This window comes from Ruegeria sp. HKCCD6426 (assembly GCF_057221115.1).
In genome coordinates this window covers 807532-832469 of the sequence record NZ_JBWVBF010000001.1, presented here as the reverse complement: position 1 = coordinate 832469, position 24938 = coordinate 807532, and the positions used below count along the sequence as shown (strand labels likewise).

Sequence of the window (24938 nt, the reverse complement as noted above, 5' to 3'; positions counted from 1 at the left end):
CAACTTGCTCAATCAGGCCTGCGTGATAGCAAGAGGTGCGGGCCACCACAAGACGACTGAGACGCGAATGCAAAACGTACCTTGCGAGATTCTGGACAAGTGGGGCTTGACCCGCCTCTCGCAGGTTGCCGACACCGGGCACGCGCTCGTGTGGAAAGTGACTACTGCTGAAGGAAACTACGCGGCACTCAAACTTTATCGCCGGGCGGATCGTGGCAACGAAGCCGCCGGCACTCATCTATTGGACGCGTGGCAAGACCGCGGTGCAGTCAGGATCATAGCCGAGACAGACAACGCCGTACTCATGGAATGGCTGGAAGGTCCTACATTGGGAGATGTGGCGCGAAACGGTGCGCCCGACCAGGCAGTGAACCTTATGGCACAGTGTGCGCACCGACTTCACAGAAAGCCCATTTCCAACTCACGTGAATTGAAACCCCTGAAACAAGTCTTCGCGCCACTTTTCACCGCGACCTTTGCAGATAACTGCTCAACATCATTGGCGCGGGACATGCGACAAGGCGCAGACTTGGCTCAGAAGCTTCTGGACAGTCAGAAACGCAAAACCGCTCTGCACGGTGACCTGCATCCTGACAACGTTATTCTGACAGGCACCGGTCCGAAAATCATTGACGCAAAGGGATATTACGGCGACCCGGCTTTCGAACTGGCTAACGCAATTCGCCATCCAAAAGGTATGCCGGAACTGGTTCGTCGGCCAGAACAGATTGCGCATTGCCTAGCACTGTATTCCAACGCGATGGAGGTCCCGCTGCATCGACTGGCGCAGTGGGCTGCGGCCAAATGTGCGTTGTCGATCTATTGGCGGTCAATCGACCCCATCACAGATGACAGTGAGGCCGACCTTCTCCATCTGCTGCTACGCATCGCCGATCAGTAAAGCCCGCCACCTTGCAAGTCGCCCTGGCTTGCGTTGGGGCCAACCGTGATCGTATCGCCCGTAGACGTGGTTACCTGACGGCCAGAATTGCTGACCTCTTCGAACAACGGCAAGTCCGACCCCATCGCAAATCCACCGTCGAAGACGCGGTCGATGAATCCGTCTACACCGTCGCGGAAATACTCAGCCACTACATAGTCACCAGCAGCGTCCTGCGGCAGGCGTGCACCACTGAAGCGATCGATCTTGATAAAATGCCCACCCGGGGGCACATCAAACGGACCGCCACCATATTTCTCGACTGCTTTTTCCATAAAGCTCTGGAACACAGGCCCGCACATCGTACCGCCATAAGCGCCCCGACCCATCGGGCGTGGACGATCATATCCGATGTAGCACCCAGCCACGATATTGGAGGTGAAACCGATGAACCACGCATCCTTGGATTCGTTGGTCGTACCTGTTTTACCCGCTGTTGGAACCGGCAGATTGACCACACTCGATGCGGTTCCTCGGTCGACTACCCCCTTCATCATCGAGGTCAGCTGATACGCGGTGATCGCGTCCATAACCTGACTGCGGTTTGTTTCAATGGTCGGGGCCTCATCCGGTTCCAGCCAGTTGGAGTTACAATTCAGGCACTGACGGTCGTCATGGCGATAAATGGTCTTTCCAAACCGATCCTGAATACGGTCGACCAGAGTTGGCTCGACCCGCTCACCGCCATTGGCGAACATCGCATAGGCGGCCACCATTTTGTATAGTGTCGTCTCTTCGGATCCCAGCGAGTTGGCAAGGAACGCGCCCATCCGGTCATATACACCAAACCGTTCAGCGTACCCGGCAACAACAGGCATCGTGACCTCTTGCGCCAGACGAATAGTCATCAGGTTTCGCGACTGTTCGATCCCGGTGCGCAGGGGTGTCGGGCCGTAGAATTTATTCGATGAGTTCTTGGGCCGCCACAAACCCTGAGGCGTGTTTACCTCGATCGGGGCGTCCACAACAATTGTTGCCGGGCTATACCCGCTGTCCAGCGCTGCGGCGTAGACAAAGGGCTTAAAGCTCGAACCCGGCTGGCGTTGCGCCTGTGTGGCACGGTTGAACACAGTGTCCTGGTACGAGAACCCACCCTGCATCGCCAGAACACGGCCCGAGTTCACGTCCATTGCCACGAAACCGCCCTGCACTTCGGGAATCTGACGCGCGGACCATTGGCCCTCTTCACCGGCGACGACCAGAATGACGTCACCGCGTTTGAAGTTGGCAGCAAAATCACCCTGCATCCATTTTATGTCCGCCCGTGGGATTATCCCGTCTGCAGGGCCATCTTCGATTCCAACTGTCAGCTGATTATCAGCCACGTTCAGCACAACCGCCGGATACCATCGGGTCGGTAACACCACGTCGCGCGGGATATCCATAATGGACAGTGTTTCGCGCCACTGTGTTTCATCGGCAAGCTTTTCTTCGGGAATCACCTCGCCGGTACCGCGCCATTTGCCGCGCGAACGGTCGTATTTCTGCAGTGCCTCGCGCAGAGCCAGCGCGGCCTCAACCTGCATTTCTTCGTCGACCGAAGCGCGGACGGTAAAACCGCCGGTAAAGAACTCACCCTCGCCAAAATCTTCGCTCAGTTGCCGGCGGATTTCGTCAGTGAAATAATCGCGTGGAGGAAGGGCGGTGCGGAAGCTCTCGAAATCGCCGTTCTGGACCGAGCGCAAAGGCATTTCGACCTCGGTCTCAAAAGTTGCCTGATCGATATAACCGTTCTGGTTCATTTCACGCAGAACATAGTTACGGCGCGCCAGCAAACGGTCCTTTTCGTAAACAGGGTGATAGTTCGACGGTGCTTTGGGCATCGCGGCCAACGTCGCGGCCTCATGCGGGGCCAGTTCCTGCAAAGTCTTGTTGAAATATGTCTGCGCAGCGGCTGTCACGCCATAGGAGTTCTGACCCAGGAAAATCTCGTTCATGTAGAGTTCGAGAATCTGTTCCTTGTCCAATGTGTCCTCTAGCCGTGTGGCGAGGATGATTTCCTTGATCTTGCGCTCGGCCTGACGGTCACCTGACAGCAAGAAGTTCTTCATCACCTGTTGCGTGATCGTGGACGCGCCCCGGACGTTCTCGCCTTTGGATTTCACCGCTTCGACACCGGCGGCTATGATGCCGCGCGGATCGTAACCCTGATGGGTGTAGAAGTTTTTGTCTTCAGCCGAGATAAACGCTTCCTTGACAAGATCAGGGATTTCCTCGGCCGGGGTGAACAGACGGCGTTCCTGCGCGAATTCGTCAATCAGCTGACCCTCGCCCGAATAGATCCGGCTGATTGTTGGCGGCTTGTACTGCGCCAGCGACTCGTGGCTGGGCAGATCGCGCCCGTACATCCAGAACACGGCACCCACAGTCAGGGCCGCCATGAAAATACCCAAGGTTACGAGGCTGAAAATAGCCCCGAAAATCGAAAGAATGAACCGGATCACGTTACTGCCTTTTCTTCGCGGTGCCGCCTATATAGGGGCGCACCCCCGCCGGGTCAAAACACCACGGCTCATATTAGCCATTTTGCGCCGCAGGGTCACTGGCCAATCAGGGACCGATTGACAAGATCATCCTGTCGCCACCGCTCTAGCCCGTCATAAATCCCTTGCGCCATCAAGGCGCGCCATTCGGGGTTCTGAATGTTTTGCAGATCTCTGGGGCTGGACAAAAATCCAAGTTCAACCAGGATCGAAGGGATATCTGCGGCCTTGAGAACCGAAAAAGACGCAGTACGCAACGGGCGGCTATTCATTGGCCCGCCCTTCTGCGCCATCCCATTTGCAACAGCCTCTGCTAACGCATCGGTTCTCGGTTTGGTTTCCTGACGCGCCATATCCAGCAGTACATCTGCCACCTGATCATCAGAGCCGCTCAGGTCAATGCCTGCGATCAGATCACCGCGATCATGGCGCTCGGACAATTTCAAACTGGCCACATCCGAGGCCTCATCCGACAAGGTATAAACTGCCGCGCCGTGTGCCCGCCCTTCGGACAAAGAATCCGCGTGCAACGAGATGAACACGTCTGCTCCGGCCCGATGCGCCAGAGCGATGCGGCGTTCCAGAGACACAAACTGGTCGTCATTTCGTGTCAGGACCACATCATAACCACCTGCACGCAAAAACCTTTCACGCAGTTCACGCGCAAAAACCAGCATCAACGTTTTCTCATCGGTGCCGGTTACTTCGGCCCCCGGATCGATGCCGCCATGCCCGGGATCCAGCATTACACGAAGCGGTCGAAAACCCTCTGTTTGTGGGGCTGCCAATGTCACAGACGGCTCCGGCAAATCCCAACCAGCTTGGCGTGGCGCGCCGGCGCTGGCCGCGAAGGTGTCGAAATCGGTGCCCTTCAATGTCAGCGACAAATGGGCAGATCCAGTTGATGCGTTGATGCGCATGTCGGCAGTATCAACAGCCAACGGAGCGCCCAGTTCCAATACCAGCCGGGACCATCCTGGCACGTATGCGCCAAACTGAACCCCGCTGATGCGGTTTGTCTGCAAAAACGTTTCCCTTTTCAGACCGGACCAGTCAACTTCCTGAAAATCCAAAACCATTCTGTACGGGTCACGCAGCGTAAAGATCCGGTATGGCACCCCTTGGCTGAGGCCAAGATCAACCCGCACGCCCGAGCGCCCCTGTTCCGTGATACGGCTATCCGGAAGAATGCGCGCAAGTGCATTGAAGTCCTGCGCAATTGCAGCACCAGACAGCGCCCAGACCAGCGCGAGTGCAAAGAAAATCCTGCTCATGGCCTCAAGTTTTCCCGAGATCGTTTGCGCGTAAGACTATAGCACCCGGCGATGTTTGTGAACGCCTTACACCTGTTCTGCAATCGCGCCGCGCTCGGCCATAAACCGACGCAGCCGCTCCAGCCCCACTTCGATATCCACGGTCGCACGGGCATAAGAAAAGCGAAGGGTCGTATGGCCACGCTGGGGGTCAAAATCAAGCCCCGGCGTGACAGCGACGCCGGCCTTGTCCAGAATCTCGGCAGCAAACGCGCGACTATCATTGGTCAGGTCGGACACGTCAGCATAGACGTAGAATGCGCCGTCCGGCGGCGCGATATTGGTGAACCCGGCTTTCGGCAATCCGTCCAGCATCAGTTTGCGGTTCTTGCGGTAGACATCCATATTGGCCTGCAACTCTTTTTCGCAATCCATTGCAGCCAGCGCCGCCACCTGACTGGCGTGAGGCGCACAGATAAACATGTTTTGGGCGATGCGTTCGACCACACGCACCTGATCTTCGGGCACTACCATCCAGCCTACGCGCCACCCGGTCATCGAGAAGTATTTCGAGAATGAGTTGATCACGTAGCATTCATCGGTCAGCTCCAGCGCCGTCACGGCTTTGGCCTCATATTCGAGGCCATGGTAAATCTCGTCACTGATGAACGAGGCGCCCTGCCCGTGTGCGGCTTCGATCAAGGCCCCCATCGCCTTGCGATTCAGCATCGTTCCAGTTGGGTTTGCGGGCGAGGCAACCATCAGACCCTGCAGATCGAGCCCTTCGAAATCGGCCGGAACGGGTTGCAAGCGGTTCTCGGGCGCAGTGGACAGGTCTACAGGTTCCAACCCCAACGCCCTGAGAATTTGCCGGTACGAGGGGTAACCGGGCGCGCCGATGCCGACGCGGTCGCCACTATCAAACAACGCCGTGAAGGTCAGCAGAAACCCTCCGGACGAGCCCGGCGTGATCACCACCCTCTCGGGGTTCAGATCGACGTCATACCACTCGCCATAAAGCCGTGCGATCCGTTGCCGCAGGGCCGGCAGGCCCAGAGCGACGGTATAGCCCAACGGGCCTCGCTCCATCTCTTTCGCCAGAGCCTGAACAGCGCCCTTTGGTGCACCGGTTCCGGGCTGACCAACTTCCATATGGATGATGTGGCGACCGGCTTCTTCGGCTTGGCGCGCGGCCTCCATCACGTCCATCACGATGAAGGGATCGACGTCGGACCGGGTTGAGTTTCTCATGCCCATCTCCCATGTTGCTGGCATGGCTTTTGAACGCGTATCAAGGCTGGCGTCAATCCCGGCCCTGTTGCTGGTTGCTTTGGCGTGGCTAGTCAGTGCGATGCAGGCCGGCGCGCAAAGCCTGATCCGAGACCCGGACATTGAACACGGCCTGCGGGAACTGGCGTTTCCCGTGTTGCGGGCAGCGGGCCTGAACACCAACCGAGTAAGGGTTCTGGTGGTCAATGACAGCACGTTCAACGCCTTCGTGATCGACTACAACACGATCTATGTGAACTACGGGCTGATTCTAACCGTCGAATCCCCCGAAATGCTGCAAGCTGTCATCGCTCACGAAGCGGCCCATATCGCCAACGGCCATCTGGCCCGGCGGGCAGAAAACTTGCGCGTAGCCCAACGCAAAGCCCAGCTTGGCACCGCTTTGGCGCTCATTGCAGCTGCGGCAGGCAGCGGAGAAGCTGCCGCTGGCATCGCCGCTGGCACGACCGCCTCTGCCTTGCGCAGCTTTCTGGGTCATACACGGGCTGAAGAGGCATCGGCCGATCGCAGCGCCGCCAGTTATCTTCGCTGGGCCGATATTTCCCCGCAGGGCATGGTCAATCTGCACAGAAAATTTGCCGGTCAGGAGCTGCTGAGCGCAGCCGATCAAGACCCCTATATGCGCTCGCATCCAACCAGCCGGGAACGCCTGCGCGCCGCCGAGGCGTTTCTGGATGAATTCGGCGATCAGGCTAAACAGAACCCGAACGCCGACTATTGGTTTGCGCGCGTCAAGGGAAAGCTGTCCGCGTTTTTGCGCACGCCTGGCTGGACATTGCGCCGCGCCGCCGAAGAAAAGGACCGAGACATCCGTCTTATGCGCGAGGCTTCTGCCCATCATCAGAATCGCGACCTTGCACGCGCCCGCGCCGCCATTGACGAAGCTCTGTCGATACGCCCTGACGATCCGTTCTATTATGATTTAAAGGGCCAGATTCTACTGGAAAATCGTCGGTTGAAAGAGGCAATTGACGCGTATGGCAAAGCTGTCGAGATGGCTCCGAACGACCCCCTCATCCTGGCGGGTTATGGTCGCGCGCTGCTGGTTGGAGGGCAGACGAACAAAGCCCTTCAAGTGCTTGAAAAAGCGCGCGCAAGGGATTACCGAAACGCAAGACTGATGCGCGATCTGGGCTCGGCCTATGCGCAAGTGGGTAACAACGGGATGGCCTCGGCCGTCACCGCAGAACGTTATGCTTTGCAGGGCCGTCTGGCGGATGCGGGCATTCATGCAAGACGTGCCGTCGGGCAGTTGCCCGAAGGGTCTCCGGGGTGGCAAAGGGCGCAGGACGTCCTGATTGCCTCGGAGCGGGCGAAAAAGAAAAGGAAACGGAAATGATCCTCAGACAAGTTGCACCTGCCCTGCTAGGGCTTTCCTTGATATCCGGCCCGGTTCAGGCGCTGGATCTGAATGCAATGACCGATGCTGAAAAGGCCGAGTTTGGTGCTCAGGTGCGGGAATACCTTCTGGAAAACCCCGAAGTGATCATCGAGGCGATCAACATTCTGGAAGAGCGCAATGCCGCTGCTGAAGCACATGTCGACAAGGAACTCGTCTCGGCCAACGCCGATGAGCTGTTCAATGACGGCTACAGCTGGGTCGGCGGCAACCCCGATGGCGATATCACTCTGGTAGAGTTCATGGATTATCGCTGCGGTTATTGTCGGCGCGCGGTTCCCGAAGTCGCCAATCTGTTGGCATCAGACGGCAATATCCGACTGGTGATCAAGGAGTTGCCGATCCTCGGTGAAGCTTCGGTTGCGTCTGCGCGCTTTGCCATTGCGACCAAACAGGTTGCCGGTGATGACGCCTATAAGCAGGTGCATGATGCGCTTCTGGAGTTCAGCGGCGAACCGACCGAAGTAACTCTGCGCCGTATTTCCGACGGCTTGGGACTGGACAGCGATGCCATCATCACAGCAATGGACAGTGATGCGGTGACGGAAGAGATCGCCCAAACCCGTGCGCTGGCGCAGAAGATGCGGATTTCCGGCACGCCCTCGTTTGTTCTGGGCACCGAGATGCTGCGCGGCTTTCTGCCCGCCGATCAGATGCAGCAGATCGCAGACGGTGTACGAGCTGAGCAGGGTTGATTAGCAAGGGGCGGTCAGACCGCCCCTTTTCGCTTTCATTCCTTATTCGTAAGGATACGGAGCGTTGCATTTCATTGAAACAACCCATGTTGGAGTGCCGTCTCTTCTGAAGTGAGTCGCAGGGATGGCCTCCCCCTTCATACCTGCGGGTATGACATCGCGGCCCTGCCGCTGACTTTCTGCCAGGATGGCTTGCAAGTCTTCAGGCTTGGAATACTTCCGGATTCCAGTGTTTTCCGTAACCGGGCCCGACGGGCAATAGGTTGCCCGTGCAACCTGTTTTGCAAACGCAAAAGCCGCCTTCGAATCCTGACCGTCATGGAACGATACGGCAACCCGAGAGGCCAGTTGCGGATCAACGTTCATAATCGGCGTTAAGCGGCCCCGTGGTTTGCCTGTCCCGCCCGGGCTGATCCGCACATCGGCACGCGTTGTCGTACCGCTTTCATTATACCCGCTCACATGCACCGACATGTAACCAAGTTGTGTACCCTGAGTCGACGGTGGGACCGGTACACTTAGAAAGCCCGGCCGTTTGTCATACTCATTCGAAGGGCTGCTGCATCCCGCCAATGCGGCGACCAATAAAGCAGCGCCAATTGCTTTGAGATTCAAGTTTTCTGCTCCTAAGGTCCACATCAATACCGCCACTACTAACGGCAAATCAGGCCAGAAAATGGCGGATTGCGATGGACTTAGAAGATTGTCTCAGAACCTTACTCCGCCGCCTCAGCAGATGCATCCAGCTCGGCCGCTTTTTTCTCGACCTCTTCGACAATATGCTCGATCATCTGATCGTTCGACATCTTGTGACTTGCCTTACCGGCCAGATAAACCATGCCGGATCCAGCCCCGCCGCCTGTAAAGCCCACATCTGTCATTAGCGCCTCGCCCGGTCCGTTCACCACGCAACCGATGATCGAAAGGCTCATTGGCGTCTTGATGTGTTCCAGACGAAGCTCCAGAGCTTCGACCGTCTTGATCACGTCGAACCCCTGCCGTGCGCAGGACGGGCACGAGATGATGTTCACGCCACGATGGCGCAGCCCCAGAGATTTCAGGATTTCGAACCCAACTTTGACCTCTTCGACCGGATCAGCCGACAGGCTGACGCGGATCGTGTCGCCGATCCCCATCCACAGCAGGTTACCCAAGCCGATGGCGGATTTGATGGTACCCGAGACCAGGCCGCCGGCTTCCGTAATACCCAGATGAATCGGTGCATCCGTTGCCTCGGCGATGCCCTGATAAGCGGCAGCCGACAGGAATACGTCGCTGGCTTTCACACTGATCTTGAAGTTGTGAAAATCATTGTCCTCAAGGATCCGGATATGTTCCAGCCCGCTTTCGACCATCGCTTCGGGGCATGGCTCGCCGTATTTCTCGAGCAGGTGTTTTTCCAGACTGCCCGCGTTCACGCCAATACGGATCGAGCAGTTGTGGTCACGCGCGGCTTGAATGACCTCTTTCACCCGTCTTTCGTCGCCGATATTTCCCGGGTTGATCCGCAGGCAGGCGGCCCCTGCCTCGGCAGCTTCGATCCCGCGGCGATAGTGGAAATGGATGTCGGCCACGATAGGCACAGGGCTTTCGCGCACAATCTCTTTCAGGGCTTTAGCAGAAGCTTCGTCTGGGACGGATACCCGCACAATATCAGCACCCGCCTCGGCCGCAGCCTGCACCTGCGCCACAGTCGCGGCGACATCGGTGGTCAGCGTGTTGGTCATGGTCTGAACCGCGATGGGCGCGTCGCCACCGACGGGCACGTCGCCAACCATGATCTGGCGCGATTTACGGCGATAAATGTCGCGCCAAGGGCGCACGTGATTGAGGGACATAAGGACGGATCCGCGTCTGCCTGAGTTGCTGCTTTAGATAGTTCGGCAACCGGATTACCGCAATGGCTAGATCACTCGGCGGGCTCTTCTGTCGCCTGTGTCTGAAGTTCAGCCACCAATTGCTTGAGCGCGCTATTCTGGTCGGCCTCAAGATCGGCCACGTCATAAGTATCGGAAACGGCGTCCTTGGAAAGGACAACTCCCTTAGCCACAGTACCAGGCGCACCAGCCGGGCCGTAATGTTCGCCGTTCATCGAGAAATAAACCGAACCAGATGCCCCGGCGCGCAGTTGCGGCGGTTCTTCTGTCAGAGGCACTTCAAACACGCTGCCCTGCTCGACTGTGCCCAGTGTGCCTTCGAATATGACGCTGCCGTCCGCTGCCGTGACACGCATCCAAGCCGGGCTGACGGCCACGATTTTCAAAGTGGTGTCAATTTTTTCAACCACCTGCGGAAGCGCGGGGCGCTCAACCGTGTGGACTTCGGCCACTTGAACCCGAGGCGGTTCAGGTGGGCGGAACGTTCCGACAGTGCGCGGGTCCAAAGTGGATATCGGCGCGTCGCGGGCAACCAGAACCGGTACATCCAACGCCTGCGGGCGGTACAGACGATCTAACGCCTCGGCGCTTGGCGTATCTGCGCGGGCAGTTTCGACCCCATCTGGCTGTGTCCGGGCCGCATCCAGCGGGTCCAAATCCGTCAGAACAACCGGCGCTTGTTCCACCGGGCTGACTTGAACCTGCTGTATACGGTTCAGAACCGACCAGCCACCGTAACCAATACCGCCGATCACGGCGAGCAGTACCAGAGAGGAACCGATCGCCCGCGGTTCTATCTGGCTGACCAGAGATTCCTTGCCGGGAATGAAAGGAGTGTTAGGCGACGTAAAAGGGTCCCGCCCCATTGGGCCACGAGCCAGCGGATCGCCGATGTTCTTTCGAACAACCGAAGCCTCCGCCGACATGCCGTGAGCAACTTCAAACCCGCTTTCCTGACAGAAGGTGGCGAACGTCTCGTCTGGGTTCATCCCAAGATAGCGAGCATAGGAACGAACATACCCGGCGATGAAACCGGGCGTATCAAACGCGTCAGGGTCGGCATTTTCGATGGCGGCGATATAGTTGGCTTTGATCCGCAACTCGCGCTGGACGTCCAGCAGCGATTTACCCATGGTTGCGCGCTCGCCGCGCATTACATCGCCAAGCCGCACCTCATAATCGTCGAACCCTTTGGGTCTGACGTCAGTGTCTTCGTCGGAATCGCGCTGTGATCTGCGCCCAATCATTCCTGCTGCCCCATTCTGCCTGCCGCGTGTTACACGCCAACGGCGAATCATACCCATGATGATTCGTCCGCTACTTTTGTTAGCGTAAGCTTAACACGCGATAAACGCGTTGCACACTTTGGCGTTAGGTTATCCGGCAAGTTCGGCGCGATTTAGCGCACAATGTGACCAAAGTTCGTCCATCGCCTCCACCAAACGGTTCATTTCGTCGGGTCCATGAACTGGTGACGGGGTGAACCTCAGACGCTCAGTCCCACGCGGGACAGTTGGGAAATTGATCGGCTGAACGTAGATGCCATAGTCATCCAGCAGCATGTCGCTCAGTTTCTTGGTGTGCACCGGATTGCCAACGATCACGGGTACGATGTGGCTGCCGTGGTCGATCAACGGCAGCCCCATACCCTTGAGGCGCAATTTGAGGATTTTGGCCTGTGTCTGGTGCTGTTCCCGCAACTCAGGTGCTGTCTTTAGGTAAGCAACCGACGCCGCCGCACCTGCCGCAACGGCCGGCGGCAGCGAAGTGGTGAAAATGAAACCAGGCGCATAGGATCGAACGGCATCGCACATTTTGGCACTGGCCGCGATATAGCCACCCATCACGCCGTACGCCTTTGCCAGCGTACCGTTGATGATGTCGATACGATGGGCCAGTTGGTCCCGCTCGGTAACACCGCCACCGCGCGGACCGTACATGCCGACGGCATGAACTTCGTCGATATAGGTCAGCGCACCGAATTCGTCGGCCAAATCACAAATCTCTTCGATCGGGCCGAAATCGCCATCCATCGAGTAGATCGACTCAAACGCAATCAGTTTGGGTGCGGCCGGATCGTCGGCTTCCAGCAGCTCGCGCAGATGAGCGACGTCATTGTGACGGAAGATACGTTTGGCCCCGCCATTGCGGCGAACGCCTTCGATCATCGAAGCGTGGTTCAATGCGTCCGAATAGATGATCAGGCCAGGGAACAGTTTCGGCAACGTGCTCAGGGTTGCGTCGTTGGCAATATATGCGCTGGTGAATAGCAGCGCAGCTTCCTTGCCATGCAGATCGGCCAGTTCGGCCTCAAGCCGTTTGTGATACACAGTGGTGCCCGAGATGTTGCGTGTACCACCCGAACCTGCGCCGGCGGCATCAACCGCCTCGTGCATGGCGTTCAGAACAACGGGGTTCTGTCCCATACCCAGATAATCATTGCCACACCACACGGTGATGTTCTGCTGCGAGCCATCCGGGCACGTCCGCACCGCATGCGGGAAATGACCGTTGCGACGTTCGATATCGATAAAGGTCCGGTAACGTCCTTCTTCATGCAGCCTGGCGATCGCTGTATCGAGCTGAGCACTATAGTCCAACGGACCCTCCTTGATTGCCCGGCCTCTGTTCGCGGCAGCCAGGCGCCTTTTTCGTCACATTTCGCGGGTCTGTCCACGACAGCAACTTTGCGTTCTTCTGGGTCTGTTTTCTATGTCCCTGAAACGCGCGCATCATTGATTTGCATCAAATATCTCTTTGCGCACACCCAGACAAGTGAAGTTACGGCACTCAGACGTGGGGAAACGACGCAGTCCCCTACCCTCAATCTGCACGTGGAAACACGCACGATCGGGCTGGACGACATCGCAGACCCTGATAGGTTCGCCCCAGATTACCACATTTCCAGGAGTCTTCCCATGTCGCTAGACGCTGTTCTGAGCCGGATCGATACCGATCTGACCACTTCCATCGACCGGTTGATGGAGTTTCTGCGTATCCCATCCATTTCGACCGACCCGGCCTTTAAGGACAATGTCGACGCAGCCGCAGACTGGCTGGTAGCTGATCTGCAAAGCATTGGCATTGCAGCGGAAAAGCGCGTAACCCCGGGCCATCCAATGGTTGTGGGTCATGTCGGAGAGGATAGCGACGGCCCGCATTTTCTGTTTTATGGGCACTATGACGTTCAGCCTGTTGACCCGTTGGACCTGTGGAATCGTGACCCGTTTGATCCGGCGCTGGAAGACACCAAACATGGACAAGTCATTCGCGGGCGCGGTTCGTCCGACGACAAAGGCCAGCTGATGACCTTCGTCGAAGCTTGCCGGGCCTGGAAAGCCATTCATGGTAAATTGCCTTGCCGCATCACCTTTTTCTTCGAGGGAGAAGAAGAATCCGGTTCGCCCTCGCTGGTTCCGTTCCTGAAAGAGAACGCGGACGAATTGAAGGCGGATCTGGCGCTGGTTTGCGACACTTCGATGGTGTCGCGTGGCGTGCCTTCTATTGCCGCGCAGTTGCGCGGAATGCTCAAAGACGAATTCACCATTCAGGGCCCGCGCATCGACCTGCATTCCGGCCACTACGGCGGCCCTGGCCTGAACCCTCTTCGGGAATTGTCGCGCATCGTGGCCTCGTTCTATGACGAAGAAACAGGCCGCGTCGCTGTCGAAGGGTTTTACGCGGGCGTGCACGAAGTGCCCGCCGAGCAGCTGAAGCAGTGGGAAAACTGCGGTTTCGACGAATCTGACTATCTAAACTCAGTCGGCTACACCCAGCCCCACGGCGAAAAAGGGTATTCTACGCTCGAACAACAATGGGCGCGCCCCACGCTCGAGGTAAACGGCCTTTGGGGGGGCTATAACGGCGCGGGATCAAAAACGGTGATCCCATCATTGGCGCACTGCAAGATCACCTGCCGTCTGGTTGGCGATATGGACCCGGACGCTCTGCGAGACAAAATCCGGAAACACGTCGAAGACCGTCTCTCACCGGATGCAACCATCGAATGGGACAACGACCTTGAGGGCTCACCGGCCTCAGTCATGAACCTCGACCGCCCCGAATTCGAAGCCGCGCGCGGAGCCTTGTCCGACGAATGGGATCGCGAAGCGGTCTTTACCGGCATGGGCGGATCAATCCCCGTGGTCGGCTATTTTGACAGCGTTCTGGGGCTGGATTCCATGTTGGTCGGTTACGCCAACGAGGACGACGCTATCCACTCGCCCAACGAGAAATACGATGTCAAAAGTTTCCACAAGGGCATCCGATCCTGGGCGCGTATTCTTGATGCGCTGAGCCGGTAACGAAAAAAGGCACCGCCTGTTCGGCGGTGCCTTTAACCTTTGGGTCAGCCCCTTCCCTTACATGTGGATGACCTTGCCGTAAGCGTCCAAAACGCTTTCGTGCATCATTTCCGACAAGGTCGGGTGTGGGAAAACTGTATTCATCAGGTCTTCTTCCGTGGTCTCCAACTGGCGGCCAACCACATAGCCCTGTATCAACTCAGTTACTTCTGCACCGATCATATGCGCACCAAGCAATTCGCCGGTCTTGGCGTCAAACACGGTCTTGATCATGCCTTCCGGCTCGCCCAGTGCGATGGCTTTGCCATTGCCAATGAACGGGAAGCGGCCGACCTTAATGTCATACCCCAGCTCCTTGGCTTTGGCCTCGGAATACCCGACTGAGGCAACCTGCGGCTGACAATAGGTACAGCCTGCAATGCTTTCGGGTTTGACAGGATGGGCATGTTTGCCCGCAATCAGTTCAGCCACCATGACACCTTCATGGCTCGCCTTGTGCGCCAACCAGGGCGCGCCTGCGATATCGCCGATGGCATACAAACCCTCAACGCCAGTCCGGCAGAACTCATCTGTGACCACGTGAGTCCGGTCAAGTTTCACACCCAAGGCCTCAAGCCCGAGATTTTCGACATTGCCCACGATTCCAACAGCCGAGATTACCGTGTCAAAGTCGTGCTTCTCAACTTTGCCTTTCACCTCGATATGTGCCGTGACCTTGCCCTTGGCGCGGTCCAGTTGCTTGACCATCGCTTTTTCCATGATGGTCATGCCCTGCTTGGTGAAAGCCTTTTTGGCCAGAGCGCTGATTTCGGCATCTTCGACAGGCAGCACGCGGTCCATCACTTCGACGACCGTCGTGTCAGCGCCGAGCGTATTGTAGAAGCTGGCGAATTCAATTCCGATCGCGCCCGAGCCGATGACAAGCAGTTTCTTCGGCATACGCGGCGGCTGCAATGCGTGCTTGTAGGTCCAGACAAGATCGCCATCAGCTTCAAGCCCCGGCAACTCGCGCGCCCTCGCCCCAGTAGCCAGAACGATGTTCTTGGCTGCCAGCTCTTCGGTTCCCTTGTCGGTCTTGACGCTGACCTTACCCTTGGCCGGGATCGTTGCCTCACCCATCACCACGGTCACTTTGTTTTTCTTCAGAAGATGACCGATGCCGCCCGACAATTGCGCCGCAACACCGCGGGACCGCTTGACCACTGCGTCCAGATCATATCCGACCTTGTCCGCCTTCAAGCCAAAATCCTTGGCACGTTCCATCAGGTGAAACACCTCGGACGAACGCAGCAATGCCTTCGTTGGAATACAGCCCCAGTTCAGACAGATGCCACCGAGGTGTTCACGCTCGACCACGGCTGTTTTCAGGCCCAGCTGGGCCGCGCGGATAGCAGCGACATAGCCGCCGGGGCCTGCCCCGATTACGATCAGATCAAAGGATTGTGCAGCCATGTGTACCTCTCGGCGCAGGTCGGGTTGAAAAAACTAGTTTACCATTAAACTATTTTGTATCGCGCATCAACATGACCGCGCGCGACATAAGTGACGCAGGGACATTTGACTTCAATTGGGCTGAATTCAGCCTATACCCGCCTCGCGCCAAAGGCTACAACAGAGGCCTCCGGACCCGCCCGGTTTTTTTCAAGCCATTGATTAAAGAGAGGCAAATCATGGCCAAGACACTCAAGGATCTTCTGCTCGCGCTTCTAAACGCAACTCTGATCCTATTGGCGCTTTGCCTGTTTCTGGGGTGGAAGCTCGCCCAATCGGTGGAAAACATACAATCCGGGTTCGCGGAAAATCTGCAGAAGATCAATCCAGTTAGAATCCAAGTTCAAGGTATTCGGGGTGAACTGGAAGGCATCCGAAGCGATCTCACTGCCATTCGTCAAAAAGATGGTGCGCTTGATTTAGTGTCGCGCGGAAAGCTGGAAGAAGTAACCAAAAGTCTGAAAGAGCTAGAGGTAAAACTGGCGTCCACGCAATCTCGTCTTGCCGACCTCGTGGACAACCCTGAAGACCTGATCAATTATGCCGTCACCACCTCGGCCGAAACGGTAACAGAACAGGTTCTGGCTATTCGAGGGTGTGAGCCGGCAACCTAGCCGGCAGTCTGCAAAGCCCGCACAGTCGAACCATAACCGCCACTACTGACAAAGGCGGCCTCATGCTCGGTGGTCGGGCGCTCAAGCGCGTCGTTGCGATAGGGAAACCTGCCGAACTGCCGGATTATTTCGCGATGCGCGCGGGCATGCAGCAAGTTGCCTGCACCGTCATTCGGCATCCTCTCGCACATCAGCCGGACACAGCGCTCCTGATCGCAGAGATTTTCCGAGTGCATCATCGGCAAGTAAAAGAACTGCCGTGCTGGCTCGTCAATCTTTAAGTCCCAGCCCTTGTCGACCGCGCATTTCGCAGCCGCCAATGCAGCTTTGTCAGACGCGAAGGCTTGCTTGTTGCCTCGGAACATGTTGCGTGGAAACTGATCCATGAGGATGATATACGCCAGCGCTCCGCTGGGATACGTTAACCAGAGCGAGAACCGGCCCTGGCATGCCGCTTTCCAAGTCTCGAAGAACTGATCGCGGATTTGCGCATCCAGCGCTTCATCCTGCAAATACCACCCCTCGGGGCCAACCTCATCTAACCAAAAACTCAATACTCTTTCAGGACCTACCATGCCCTTCACTCCGTAATTGCCCTCCCCAGGGACGTAACGTCAGTAAAGTCTGTTTTACAGAACTGTTACAGTAACATATTGCAACACACGCGAAATAAATCCGGCGCTCAGGCGGATTCTTGCGATACTTCCGCTTCATCCTGAGCGGCTTCGATCACAACCTCCTGCGCGACTTCAAGCGCAACTGGAGACGATGTTGCGTAAATAGGTGCAATTGAAGCCGTTTCGTCAACAACGACATAGGCACGCTGGGTCATTCGATAGGCCGCGTAAGCCGCAACCGCGAACATCAGCGTGGCAATGAACAGGAAGAAACCCTGTGGCCCAAATACCGCACCTCCCATCAACCAACCGGTGATCAGCGGTCCCGCGATAGCGCCAAGGCCGTTAATGAACACCAAGCCACCCGAGGCCGCGGCCATGTCTTCGTATTCAAGGTAGTCATTGGTATAGGCGATCAACAACGAATAAAGCGGGTTGGACATCCCACCGATAAAGAATGCCACGATCAAAAGAACCGGAAGCGTGACACCAAACACCATACCGACAAGAGCGCTCAGACCGCCCAGCCCAGCAGCCAAAAGGATCAGGATCCGACGATCCATCCGATCTGAAAACCAACCCAGCGGATATTGCAGCACCAAAGCTCCAATATAGAATGAAGCGACGAAGATTGAAATTTCGGCCACGGACAGGCCCGCCTGAGCACCGTAAACAGCAGCCATCCCGAACTGCGCCGAGAACACTCCGCCCAACAGGAACATGCCAACGCACCCAAGGGGCGAGGCATTCATCAATTGCCGCAATGTCATCGGCTTGGTCGTGTCAAACGCCGGCGTCGGCGAGATCGACAGAAGAATCGGCGCGAACGAGACTGAAACTAGGATCGAGGCGACCACGAAGGTCTCATAGCCTGCCGGATCGCCCACCAACATCAACGCCTGCGCGCTGACGACGCCAGTCATCTGAACGATCATGTAAAGCGACAGAGCCTGGCCCCGGTTTTCATTGCTGGCCGCGTTGTTCAGCCAGCTTTCTGCCGTCACATACACGCCAGAGAAGCAGAAACCGATTATGACGCGCCCCAAGGACCAAGCGATCGGATCTGTCAGCATCGGATACATGATCATCACTGCTGAAATGAACGAAGCCAGCGCGGCAAACACCCGAACATGCCCGACGCGGCGGATCATCTCGGGTGCAAGGCGCGATCCGCCGAGGAACCCGAGGAAATAGGCGGACATCACAAACGACATCTGGAGGGTCGAGAAGCCCTCAATCTCGCCGCGTACACCCAACAGCGTACCCTGCAGGCCGTTGCCGACCATCAGCAATCCCATACCAAGAAGAAGCGCCCAAGCGCTGGAGAGAACCTGAAGCATATTGCCACCCGGAATTGCCGACGTGTTATACGTCTTGCGATCAAAAAACCCTTTGGTCGCGCTTGTCTACGACATTGTAGTGACGCGATCCTTGGAACACGGCCTTCAAGGCATCAAAAGCGACGCATCTCCATAAGAGAAGAAACGGTATTTTTGTGCGATGGCATGGTCATAGATAGCCTTGACCCGATCTTGCCCCATCAAGGCCGATACCAACATCAAGAGCGTTGATTTCGGCAGGTGGAAATTGGTCATCAAGGCATCTGTCACACGGAACTCAAAGCCAGGATAGATGAATATGTCAGTATCCCCTTCCCAAGGTTGAATGCAGCCACTTCGTGCAGCGCTTTCGATCAGGCGCAGCGCGGTGGTACCCACGGGGATGACACGTCCACCGGCAGCTTTGGTCGTCCGAATTTCTTCGGCCGCCTGTTCGCTAACACGGCCCCACTCCGCGTGCATCTTGTGCGTGGCCACATCTTCGACTTTGACCGGCAGAAAGGTTCCCGCGCCAACATGCAGCGTGACATGTGTAAATTCTACGCCACGGGCTGAAAGTGCCTGCATCAGCTTCTCGTCGAAATGCAAAGAAGCGGTTGGTGCCGCCACTGCACCTGAATTGAGCGCCCATATGGTCTGGTAATCGGTTTTGTCCTGATCGTCTGCAGGTCGCTTTGCCGCGATATATGGCGGTAAAGGCATGGCACCGGCCTGTTCCAGAGCGCGATCAAAATCATCGCCCGTGAGGTTGAACCGCAGATGAGCCTGTCCATCCTCGACCCTTTCAAGCCGGGCGCTGAATTGATCAGAGAACTCAATCTCTTCTCCGGGTTTGACTTTTTTAAGCGGTTTGATCAGCGCAGCCCAGGTGCCGTCGGCCTGTGGGTCCAACAGGGTAGCTTCGATCGCGGCCGATACCGGGCCTTGCGCGCTGTCCCGATGGCGCCGTCCACTCAGCCGCGCGGGAATGACCCGCGTATCGTTCAGAACAAGACGATCACCCGGACGCAGCCATTCAGGCAGGTCAAACACATGCTGATCGCGAATTTCATCCCCCTGCGAAACCAAGAGGCGTGCAGAGGAACGCGGTGTAGCTGGCCGCGTGGCGATTAAGTCCTCGGGCAGGTGGAAATCGAAATCACTCAGTTTCATGCGCGCGCCATACATGGGCAAGACAGATTCGGCCACAGCTCAGCTCACCGATCTTCACCACGCGTTTGGACGGCAGGGTTGGGTTTATCCGGGGCGGCATTGGGCCCGTCCGAAACTGTCGGCGCCGGGGCACGCATCAGGTTCCGCAAAAACAGCGGTGCCAGCCCCGACAGTGGATTGACCGAGACCTGAGGATTGGCCAGTGGACCGGTCAAAGTATAATTAAAGGCAAAAACACCCTCGCCCTTGCGACTCAGAACACTGCCGACGGCATTCAGCAGGTAGATAGGGGAAATCGCGCCTCGCAGGTTCAGTGTCCCGGCCACGGTGTTGACCATTCCATCAAAAGACAGCCCCATCGACGGGCCAACCGCGCTGCCGCTGAGCACTTTGATTTCAGTTGGGGTGATGCGCATTTTGCTTTCAATGGCTGAGAAAAAGATACCCTGACCTGCCATTTCATCTAACAGCCCAACAAGGCTGATCGCATTCAGCAGCGCGGCCATAGCCGGAGCATCCTTGATCCGGGTGTTTCGGATTGTAAGATCCACATCGTAGTTTCCCGGTGCAGCCGCTGGCTCCAGCCGCAAGTCCAGTGTACCCTTGCGGGCTTGTGTTATGACTCCCGCCGAACGCAGAACAGCGCCCGCGTCCACCGAGGTCAACCCAACTGCGCTTCGCCCGCCCCGTGGCGTGACCTGCCCCTGAATAGGAGCGCCGCCATTGACCTGTGCGCTAAACGCGCCGGTCAGGCCGCCGGTTGTCTGGAACGATCCGTTCAAACCAGTCAGCGCGACTGTTTCCGTAACCTGCAACCGGTCCAAATTAACATCCAGCTTTGGCCCCGGCCCGGCCCCGCTTCCTCCTCCGCTGCCAAAAGTCGCCTTGGCCAGGTTCAGCACACCGCCCAGCACACGGATATCTGGAACGTTGGCTCCGCGGCCAATTAGCTCGGCGGGCACGGCCAGCCAGTTCCCCAACTCGAACGAGCTGAAACGTACCCGGTCAAACGCACCATCACGAAACGAGATCGTTGCGTTGCTTCGCAGCCCGGCGGCGTCGATCCGCAGTTCATCCACACTTAGCTGCGCGCCCAACGTGGCCTTGGCCGTCATAGTTCCAGCTCTGCTTTCCGGTTTTCGCCAGCCCAATTCCGGTATCGCGAGCGCGACACCGACCAGATCAGTCTGTGCTGTCAGGCTGAGCGGTTCACTGGCCCCGATACCCAAGTCAAATTCTGCCACTGCCTGCCCGGTCAGCATGCCCTGGGGCAATCCTGCGTTGATCTGATCCATCAGCCTGGGCGAAAACTCAATCTGCCCGGTCAATTGGCTTCGCTGCGGTGTGTCCCCTCCGATGGGCTGGGTCCATTTTGCCTGCACCGGCACTTCTCCGAACAGACCGTCGCCATCAATTTTGACCTGCGTTTGGTCTCCAGTCAGTTGCAATCGGTCGGCGCTGACTTGGAAACCAGGCACCAGCTTGTCACTGTCGAGATCGGCCAGGTCGCCAACAAAGTGGAACCGGGTGTCTTCCAGTTTCAGCCCCTTGATCAAAGGCAGCGACAGCGTTCCTATCAGCTTTACCTGACCGTCAGCCAGTTCCACTGGCAGTTTTGCCTTGGTCAACAACTGCAGAGGCGGGCGATCGAGAAGGGACAAAGCAGCCGTCACGCTGCCCTTGGCTTGTACCCTGGCGATTCCGGGGGTTGTTTTCTTGATACTCGTATCCGGAATAATAAATGACGTGCCCGCGGCATCAACGGCCCCGCCCTGATCGGCGATCACAATTCCCTTTTGCGCGGTCACCGTAAAACGGCGGTTGAGCAAACTGGCCTGCCCCTGTGCCTGTTCAATCGGAGGCAAGGTCTTGGCGAATCTGACTTTGGTGTCAGAAAATTCGAAATCCGCGTAAATATCCGGCTTGGTGCCCGGCTTCAGACGCAATGCAAAGTCCAGATCGGAGAGGTTACCCTGAAGGATATTCTCGGTCACCCATTTGCGAGGCTTGGGGGCCAGCCGTTCTGGCCAGTATTGCAGCACTTGATCTGACGGCATCTGGCCAATCTGCGCGTCAATTTTCGCCGCCCACCCTTCACGCAGGCCGGCAAGTTCTCCGCTCAGGCGCAAGCCGTGCTCGCCATCTTCTACCGTCATCTGCCCCAGACGCACTCGGAATGGTGCCAGCTTCATCTGGAAATCCACTTCAGCCCGCGTCAGGTTCAGTGCTTCGGGAAAGAAATCTGCCGGGTTGATTTGGATTGCGCTGAAGCGAAACTGACCCGACATGCTTTCAAGCCCACCGGCTTGAACGCCTTGAAGAAAAGCCTTTCCCTCGGCCTGAACGGTCCCCCACGCGGAATCGACCGAAACCTCGTTGAAATCCAAGACCTGCTGAGATGGGTCGTAGGTGAAATAGGTACGGGCCGCCTCGAATTTGATCGGCAGCGTTTCCGGCGTCGGTTGTACGGCACCTGTACCAAGATTCAGCGTAGCGAAAACCGGGCCCAAGGCCCCTTCGGCGTCGACACTTCCGCGTAGCGCACCCGAAATCGGCGTCCTGAGCACCTGCATCCAAGCAAGAGCGGGACTGTGCCCCGCAATGTCTTCGGCCGGAAGGTCGGTGATCGTCACCCCGAACTCGGCTGACGAACTATCCACAGCGCTGGTGTAATTTGCTTCAATCCCACTGACATAATCTCGGCCAGCCAATACCGAAAACCCTGTGGCCAAACGTACTTGTTGCGCGGTGCGGGTGGCCAGGATGTGCCCCCCGTCCAGAATCCAGGATCGCCCCTGTCGCAGGTCCTGATAGTCCAGCGTAATTGCGTCCAGCTCGACCGACGTAAGCGCCGACAAGGCTGGTGACTTGAATACTTCGTCCGACGTCTCGATCAATTGTGCAAGGTTGGGGGCCTGACCGACAGGCGCACTATCGGTCCCAACAGTCAGCGACAGCGCGCCATCCATTCCGCGGGTCAATGCGATTTGAGCGCCCTGCAGGATGATGCGCTTGGGTCGGACGTGACCGCGCAAAAGCGGTCGCATCGCGAGGCTGGCGCGCAAATCAGACACCTCGGCGATCTGCTGGCCCGCCGCGTCGCTAATGCGCACGTCGGTCAGCCTCAGACGTGGTCGCCATCCTTCGTGGATAATAAAACTGACATCGCCAAATCTGATCTGAACCCCACCCAGGGCTTGATCAAGTCGCGATTCGACCCGATCGCGCAGCCAGATTGGTGCGTGCATCCGCTGGCCGACCACCATGAACGCGGTCAGCACGGCCAGAAACACCAAAACAAAGAAGCCGCGCATGCTCCACAACACAGCGGACCGGCGGCGCGACCGGCGGGGTTTCTTGCCGGTCTTTTCGCCTTGCTGTTGTTCTGGCTGGGCCAATTTGCAATCCCTGTCTTTCAACATGCCCATGGCGCCCTATGATACCGGGCAACCGTTAATTTTCTCAGCCGGAGTTCACATATGCCTGACGTCTCTGACATCGCCCCCGATTTCACATTGCCTCGCGACGGTGGCGGCCAAGTAACCTTGTCAGAACTGCGTGGCCAGTCTGTTGTTCTGTTTTTCTATCCCCGCGATGATACGCCGGGCTGTACCAAGGAATCCATTGGTTTCTCGGAGCAACTTCAATCCTTTGCCGACGCGGGCGCTCACGTTTTCGGTATCTCGCGCGACAGCGTGGCTAAACACGACAAGTTCGTCGCCAAGCACGGTTTGACAACGCCGCTTCTGTCCGACGAAGGCTCGACCGTGTGCGAGGACTACGGGGTGTGGGTGGAGAAGAACATGTATGGTCGCAAGTCTATGGGGATAGAGCGATCCACTTTCCTGATCGACGCCAAAGGCCGCATTGCCCGCGTCTGGCGCAAGGTAAAAGTACCCGGCCATGTTGACGAAGTGCTTGAAGCCGTGCGCGAGCTGTGACCGCCCCTCGACCCTGGTCGCCATCCGGTTTATGCCGCGTCGAAATTTAGGATTGGCGGAGAGAACCCTTGCCCAAAACACTGACCCAAATGGCGACCGAGGTTCTGACAACTGCAGACGGGCGGGCCAAAACCGCCTTGTCCAAGCAATACGCGTCGCAGTGGTTCGCCGCTCGTAGTGGCGCGCAGCCCGAGATCGAAATCGGCGTCGCGATGCCACCGCCGTCCCCTGCTCGTCCGGACAAGCCCGAGCTGCTATCGCCGCGAGACGTGCCCAAACGGCGACCGGGCACCGAAGCTGGACGGATCGCATTGCTGCACGCGGTGGCCCATATCGAACTGAATGCAGTCGATCTGCATTGGGATATTATCGCCCGCTTTGGTCACGTGCCCATGCCCATCGGTTTCTATGATGATTGGGTTAAATGCGCCGAAGAGGAATCGCGCCATTTCGAGATGGTCTGCAATTGTCTGGAGCAATTGGGCAGCCATTATGGCGCCCTGCCCGCTCATGCGGGCATGTGGCGCGCCGCCGAGGACACGGCCCATGACCTGATGGGTCGTCTGGCCGTTGTACCGATGGTGCTGGAAGCCCGCGGACTGGATGTCACGCCCGGCATGATCGACATCTTTCGAAAGGCCAAGGAGGACGATGCCGTCGCCGCGCTTGAGGTCATATATGCCGAAGAAGTTGGGCATGTGGCCTATGGGTCCAAGTGGTTCCATTTATATGCCAACCATTTCGTTCCAGAGGAAGCTTCGAGCACCTAAATCTTTGTAAATTATTAAAAAAATTTTCATCAGGTCAGTTTCTCTCTTCAAAAGACTTGCTCCATCACTTGGGATTACAGAACAAGTATTTTTCGGATGGAACTTTCGAAGTGTGCCCACATACACATACGCAGCGCCCACATAAAACCAATGATTACAATGCTTTACAAGATTGTACGTTCTGGGATCAAAAATAACCGACAGCACTTGATGCCACTTAGTTAGGTGCTCGTTGCTGACTAGATTTAACTTACAGTCACGGACGGAGACTCAGATGGTCTCAACTACTTCAGACGCTTTCATTATTGGACAGCCAACGGCGGTATGTTTTCCGACCACTGGGAGGCGCAATACCCGGCCATTTCAGAGTGACTGGCACCTTGGCACGCGCGCTCTCCAAATAGCTGGCGTGTGCCGAGGTGCCTTGGTCCGTCAGGACCAATCGAAATTCCATTTTAAGAATTGTCTTTGAGCTGTTTTGCCCGCTTTGCGTCAGGCTATAGTTGTCACCGTTCATCTCAAGAATTCTGACATGATGGGTAAGCCTGTTGAGAAAGGCTCCGGTCAGCGATATCAAACCGTGACAGGTACAAGCCTTGTTGCCGATGATAGGTGCAAACGTGCGGCCTGGTGAGGCCGCGTGGATCCGCGCCTCCAAGTTGGTTTGGTGGTTGAGGTTGTTCTCTTCGATTATTCGCAGTTGCGGGCCTCTTCGATGATTCGCAGAGCTGGTAAAAACTGGCGCCGAAAATGCTCAAAAACGCTTTAGACC

General features: G+C 57.1%; 19 protein-coding genes and 1 pseudogene. 7 read left to right on the top strand and 13 right to left on the bottom strand.

Translation table 11 applies throughout. The annotated features are described in order from the left end of the window. Nucleotides 1–67 precede the first annotated feature (67 nt). Nucleotides 68–901 (top strand): aminoglycoside phosphotransferase family protein, encoded by an 834-nt coding sequence (locus AC2TDA_RS04150; RefSeq protein ID WP_480878891.1) that lies wholly within the window; start codon nt 68–70, stop codon nt 899–901. On the opposite strand, the gene AC2TDA_RS04145 is transcribed toward AC2TDA_RS04150, so the two are convergent. The 3 genes from AC2TDA_RS04145 to AC2TDA_RS04135 all read right to left on the bottom strand — a co-directional run bounded on the left by AC2TDA_RS04145 (nt 895) and on the right by AC2TDA_RS04135 (nt 5927). After that, on the bottom strand, nt 895–3384 hold the full coding sequence (locus AC2TDA_RS04145; RefSeq protein WP_480846860.1) for a penicillin-binding protein 1A: 2490 nt from the start codon (nt 3382–3384) through the stop codon (nt 895–897). The genes AC2TDA_RS04150 and AC2TDA_RS04145 overlap by 7 nt on opposite strands. Nucleotides 3385–3479: 95 nt before the next feature. Continuing rightward, complete coding sequence (locus AC2TDA_RS04140; RefSeq protein WP_480878890.1) at nt 3480–4697, bottom strand: N-acetylmuramoyl-L-alanine amidase; 1218 nt, start codon at nt 4695–4697, stop codon at nt 3480–3482. 66 nt (nt 4698–4763) lie between these two features. Further along, nucleotides 4764–5927: a pyridoxal phosphate-dependent aminotransferase gene (locus tag AC2TDA_RS04135; RefSeq protein ID WP_480878888.1), complete on the bottom strand. Its 1164-nt coding sequence runs from the start codon at nt 5925–5927 to the stop codon at nt 4764–4766. Between AC2TDA_RS04135 and AC2TDA_RS04130 the strand changes: the two genes are divergently transcribed. Then, complete coding sequence (locus AC2TDA_RS04130; RefSeq protein ID WP_480878887.1) at nt 5926–7305, top strand: M48 family metalloprotease; 1380 nt, start codon at nt 5926–5928, stop codon at nt 7303–7305. The genes AC2TDA_RS04135 and AC2TDA_RS04130 overlap by 2 nt on opposite strands. Next, entirely contained in the window at nt 7302–8060 is a 759-nt protein-coding gene (locus AC2TDA_RS04125; RefSeq protein ID WP_480878885.1) for a DsbA family protein, read from the top strand. Before AC2TDA_RS04130 ends, AC2TDA_RS04125 begins: the two co-directional genes overlap by 4 nt. 42 nt (nt 8061–8102) lie before the next feature. Here the strand turns inward: AC2TDA_RS04125 and AC2TDA_RS04120 are convergent, their stop codons facing one another. The 4 genes from AC2TDA_RS04120 to hemA form a co-directional block, all read right to left on the bottom strand. After that, nucleotides 8103–8675, bottom strand: a complete 573-nt coding sequence (locus tag AC2TDA_RS04120) for a hypothetical protein (protein ID WP_480878884.1) — start codon at nt 8673–8675, stop codon at nt 8103–8105. A 101-nt stretch (nt 8676–8776) separates the two neighbouring features. Beyond that, nucleotides 8777–9898, bottom strand: a complete 1122-nt coding sequence (gene ispG / locus AC2TDA_RS04115) for a flavodoxin-dependent (E)-4-hydroxy-3-methylbut-2-enyl-diphosphate synthase (RefSeq protein ID WP_480846853.1) — start codon at nt 9896–9898, stop codon at nt 8777–8779. A gap of 71 nt (nt 9899–9969) precedes the next feature. Then, nucleotides 9970–11184: a helix-turn-helix domain-containing protein gene (locus AC2TDA_RS04110; RefSeq protein WP_480846981.1), complete on the bottom strand. Its 1215-nt coding sequence runs from the start codon at nt 11182–11184 to the stop codon at nt 9970–9972. A gap of 129 nt (nt 11185–11313) precedes the next feature. Continuing rightward, on the bottom strand, nt 11314–12537 hold the full coding sequence (gene hemA, locus AC2TDA_RS04105) for a 5-aminolevulinate synthase (protein WP_480878883.1): 1224 nt from the start codon (nt 12535–12537) through the stop codon (nt 11314–11316). 318 nt (nt 12538–12855) lie between these two features. Between hemA and AC2TDA_RS04100 the strand changes: the two genes are divergently transcribed. Next, nucleotides 12856–14241, top strand: a complete 1386-nt coding sequence (locus tag AC2TDA_RS04100) for a M20/M25/M40 family metallo-hydrolase (RefSeq protein ID WP_480878882.1) — start codon at nt 12856–12858, stop codon at nt 14239–14241. Between the two features lie 57 nt (nt 14242–14298). Here the strand turns inward: AC2TDA_RS04100 and lpdA are convergent, their stop codons facing one another. After that, nucleotides 14299–15693 (bottom strand): dihydrolipoyl dehydrogenase, encoded by a 1395-nt coding sequence (gene lpdA, locus AC2TDA_RS04095; RefSeq protein WP_480846850.1) that lies wholly within the window; start codon nt 15691–15693, stop codon nt 14299–14301. 71 nt (nt 15694–15764) lie between these two features. Here lpdA and AC2TDA_RS04090 point away from each other — a divergent pair, with 71 nt between their 5' ends. Continuing rightward, entirely contained in the window at nt 15765–16346 is a 582-nt protein-coding gene (locus tag AC2TDA_RS04090) for a hypothetical protein (RefSeq protein ID WP_480878881.1), read from the top strand. Here the strand turns inward: AC2TDA_RS04090 and AC2TDA_RS04085 are convergent. The 4 genes from AC2TDA_RS04085 to AC2TDA_RS04070 all read right to left on the bottom strand — a co-directional run bounded on the left by AC2TDA_RS04085 (nt 16343) and on the right by AC2TDA_RS04070 (nt 22853). Beyond that, entirely contained in the window at nt 16343–16921 is a 579-nt protein-coding gene (locus tag AC2TDA_RS04085; protein WP_480846848.1) for a DUF924 family protein, read from the bottom strand. The two genes, AC2TDA_RS04090 and AC2TDA_RS04085, sit on opposite strands and share 4 nt — an antisense overlap. A gap of 107 nt (nt 16922–17028) precedes the next feature. After that, on the bottom strand, nt 17029–18303 hold the full coding sequence (locus AC2TDA_RS04080; protein ID WP_480878879.1) for an MFS transporter: 1275 nt from the start codon (nt 18301–18303) through the stop codon (nt 17029–17031). 105 nt (nt 18304–18408) lie between these two features. Continuing rightward, nucleotides 18409–19455 carry a tRNA preQ1(34) S-adenosylmethionine ribosyltransferase-isomerase QueA gene (gene queA / locus AC2TDA_RS04075; RefSeq protein WP_480878972.1) on the bottom strand — a complete coding sequence of 349 codons (1047 nt, stop codon included), beginning with the start codon at nt 19453–19455 and terminating at the stop codon, nt 18409–18411. A gap of 44 nt (nt 19456–19499) precedes the next feature. Then, nucleotides 19500–22853, bottom strand: coding sequence for a YhdP family protein (locus AC2TDA_RS04070; RefSeq protein WP_480878878.1), 3354 nt, complete (start codon nt 22851–22853; stop codon nt 19500–19502). An 81-nt stretch (nt 22854–22934) separates the two neighbouring features. Here AC2TDA_RS04070 and AC2TDA_RS04065 point away from each other — a divergent pair, with 81 nt between their 5' ends. Continuing rightward, on the top strand, nt 22935–23396 hold the full coding sequence (locus tag AC2TDA_RS04065) for a peroxiredoxin (RefSeq protein WP_480878877.1): 462 nt from the start codon (nt 22935–22937) through the stop codon (nt 23394–23396). A gap of 89 nt (nt 23397–23485) precedes the next feature. Next, a complete protein-coding gene (locus AC2TDA_RS04060; RefSeq protein ID WP_480878971.1) occupies nt 23486–24166 on the top strand; it encodes a ferritin-like domain-containing protein in 681 nt (226 codons plus the stop codon). Nucleotides 24167–24650: 484 nt separating this feature from the next. Here the strand turns inward: AC2TDA_RS04060 and AC2TDA_RS04055 are convergent. Beyond that, nucleotides 24651–24734: pseudogene (locus AC2TDA_RS04055) on the bottom strand (AAA family ATPase); the annotation flags it as partial. Nucleotides 24735–24938: the final 204 nt, after the last annotated feature.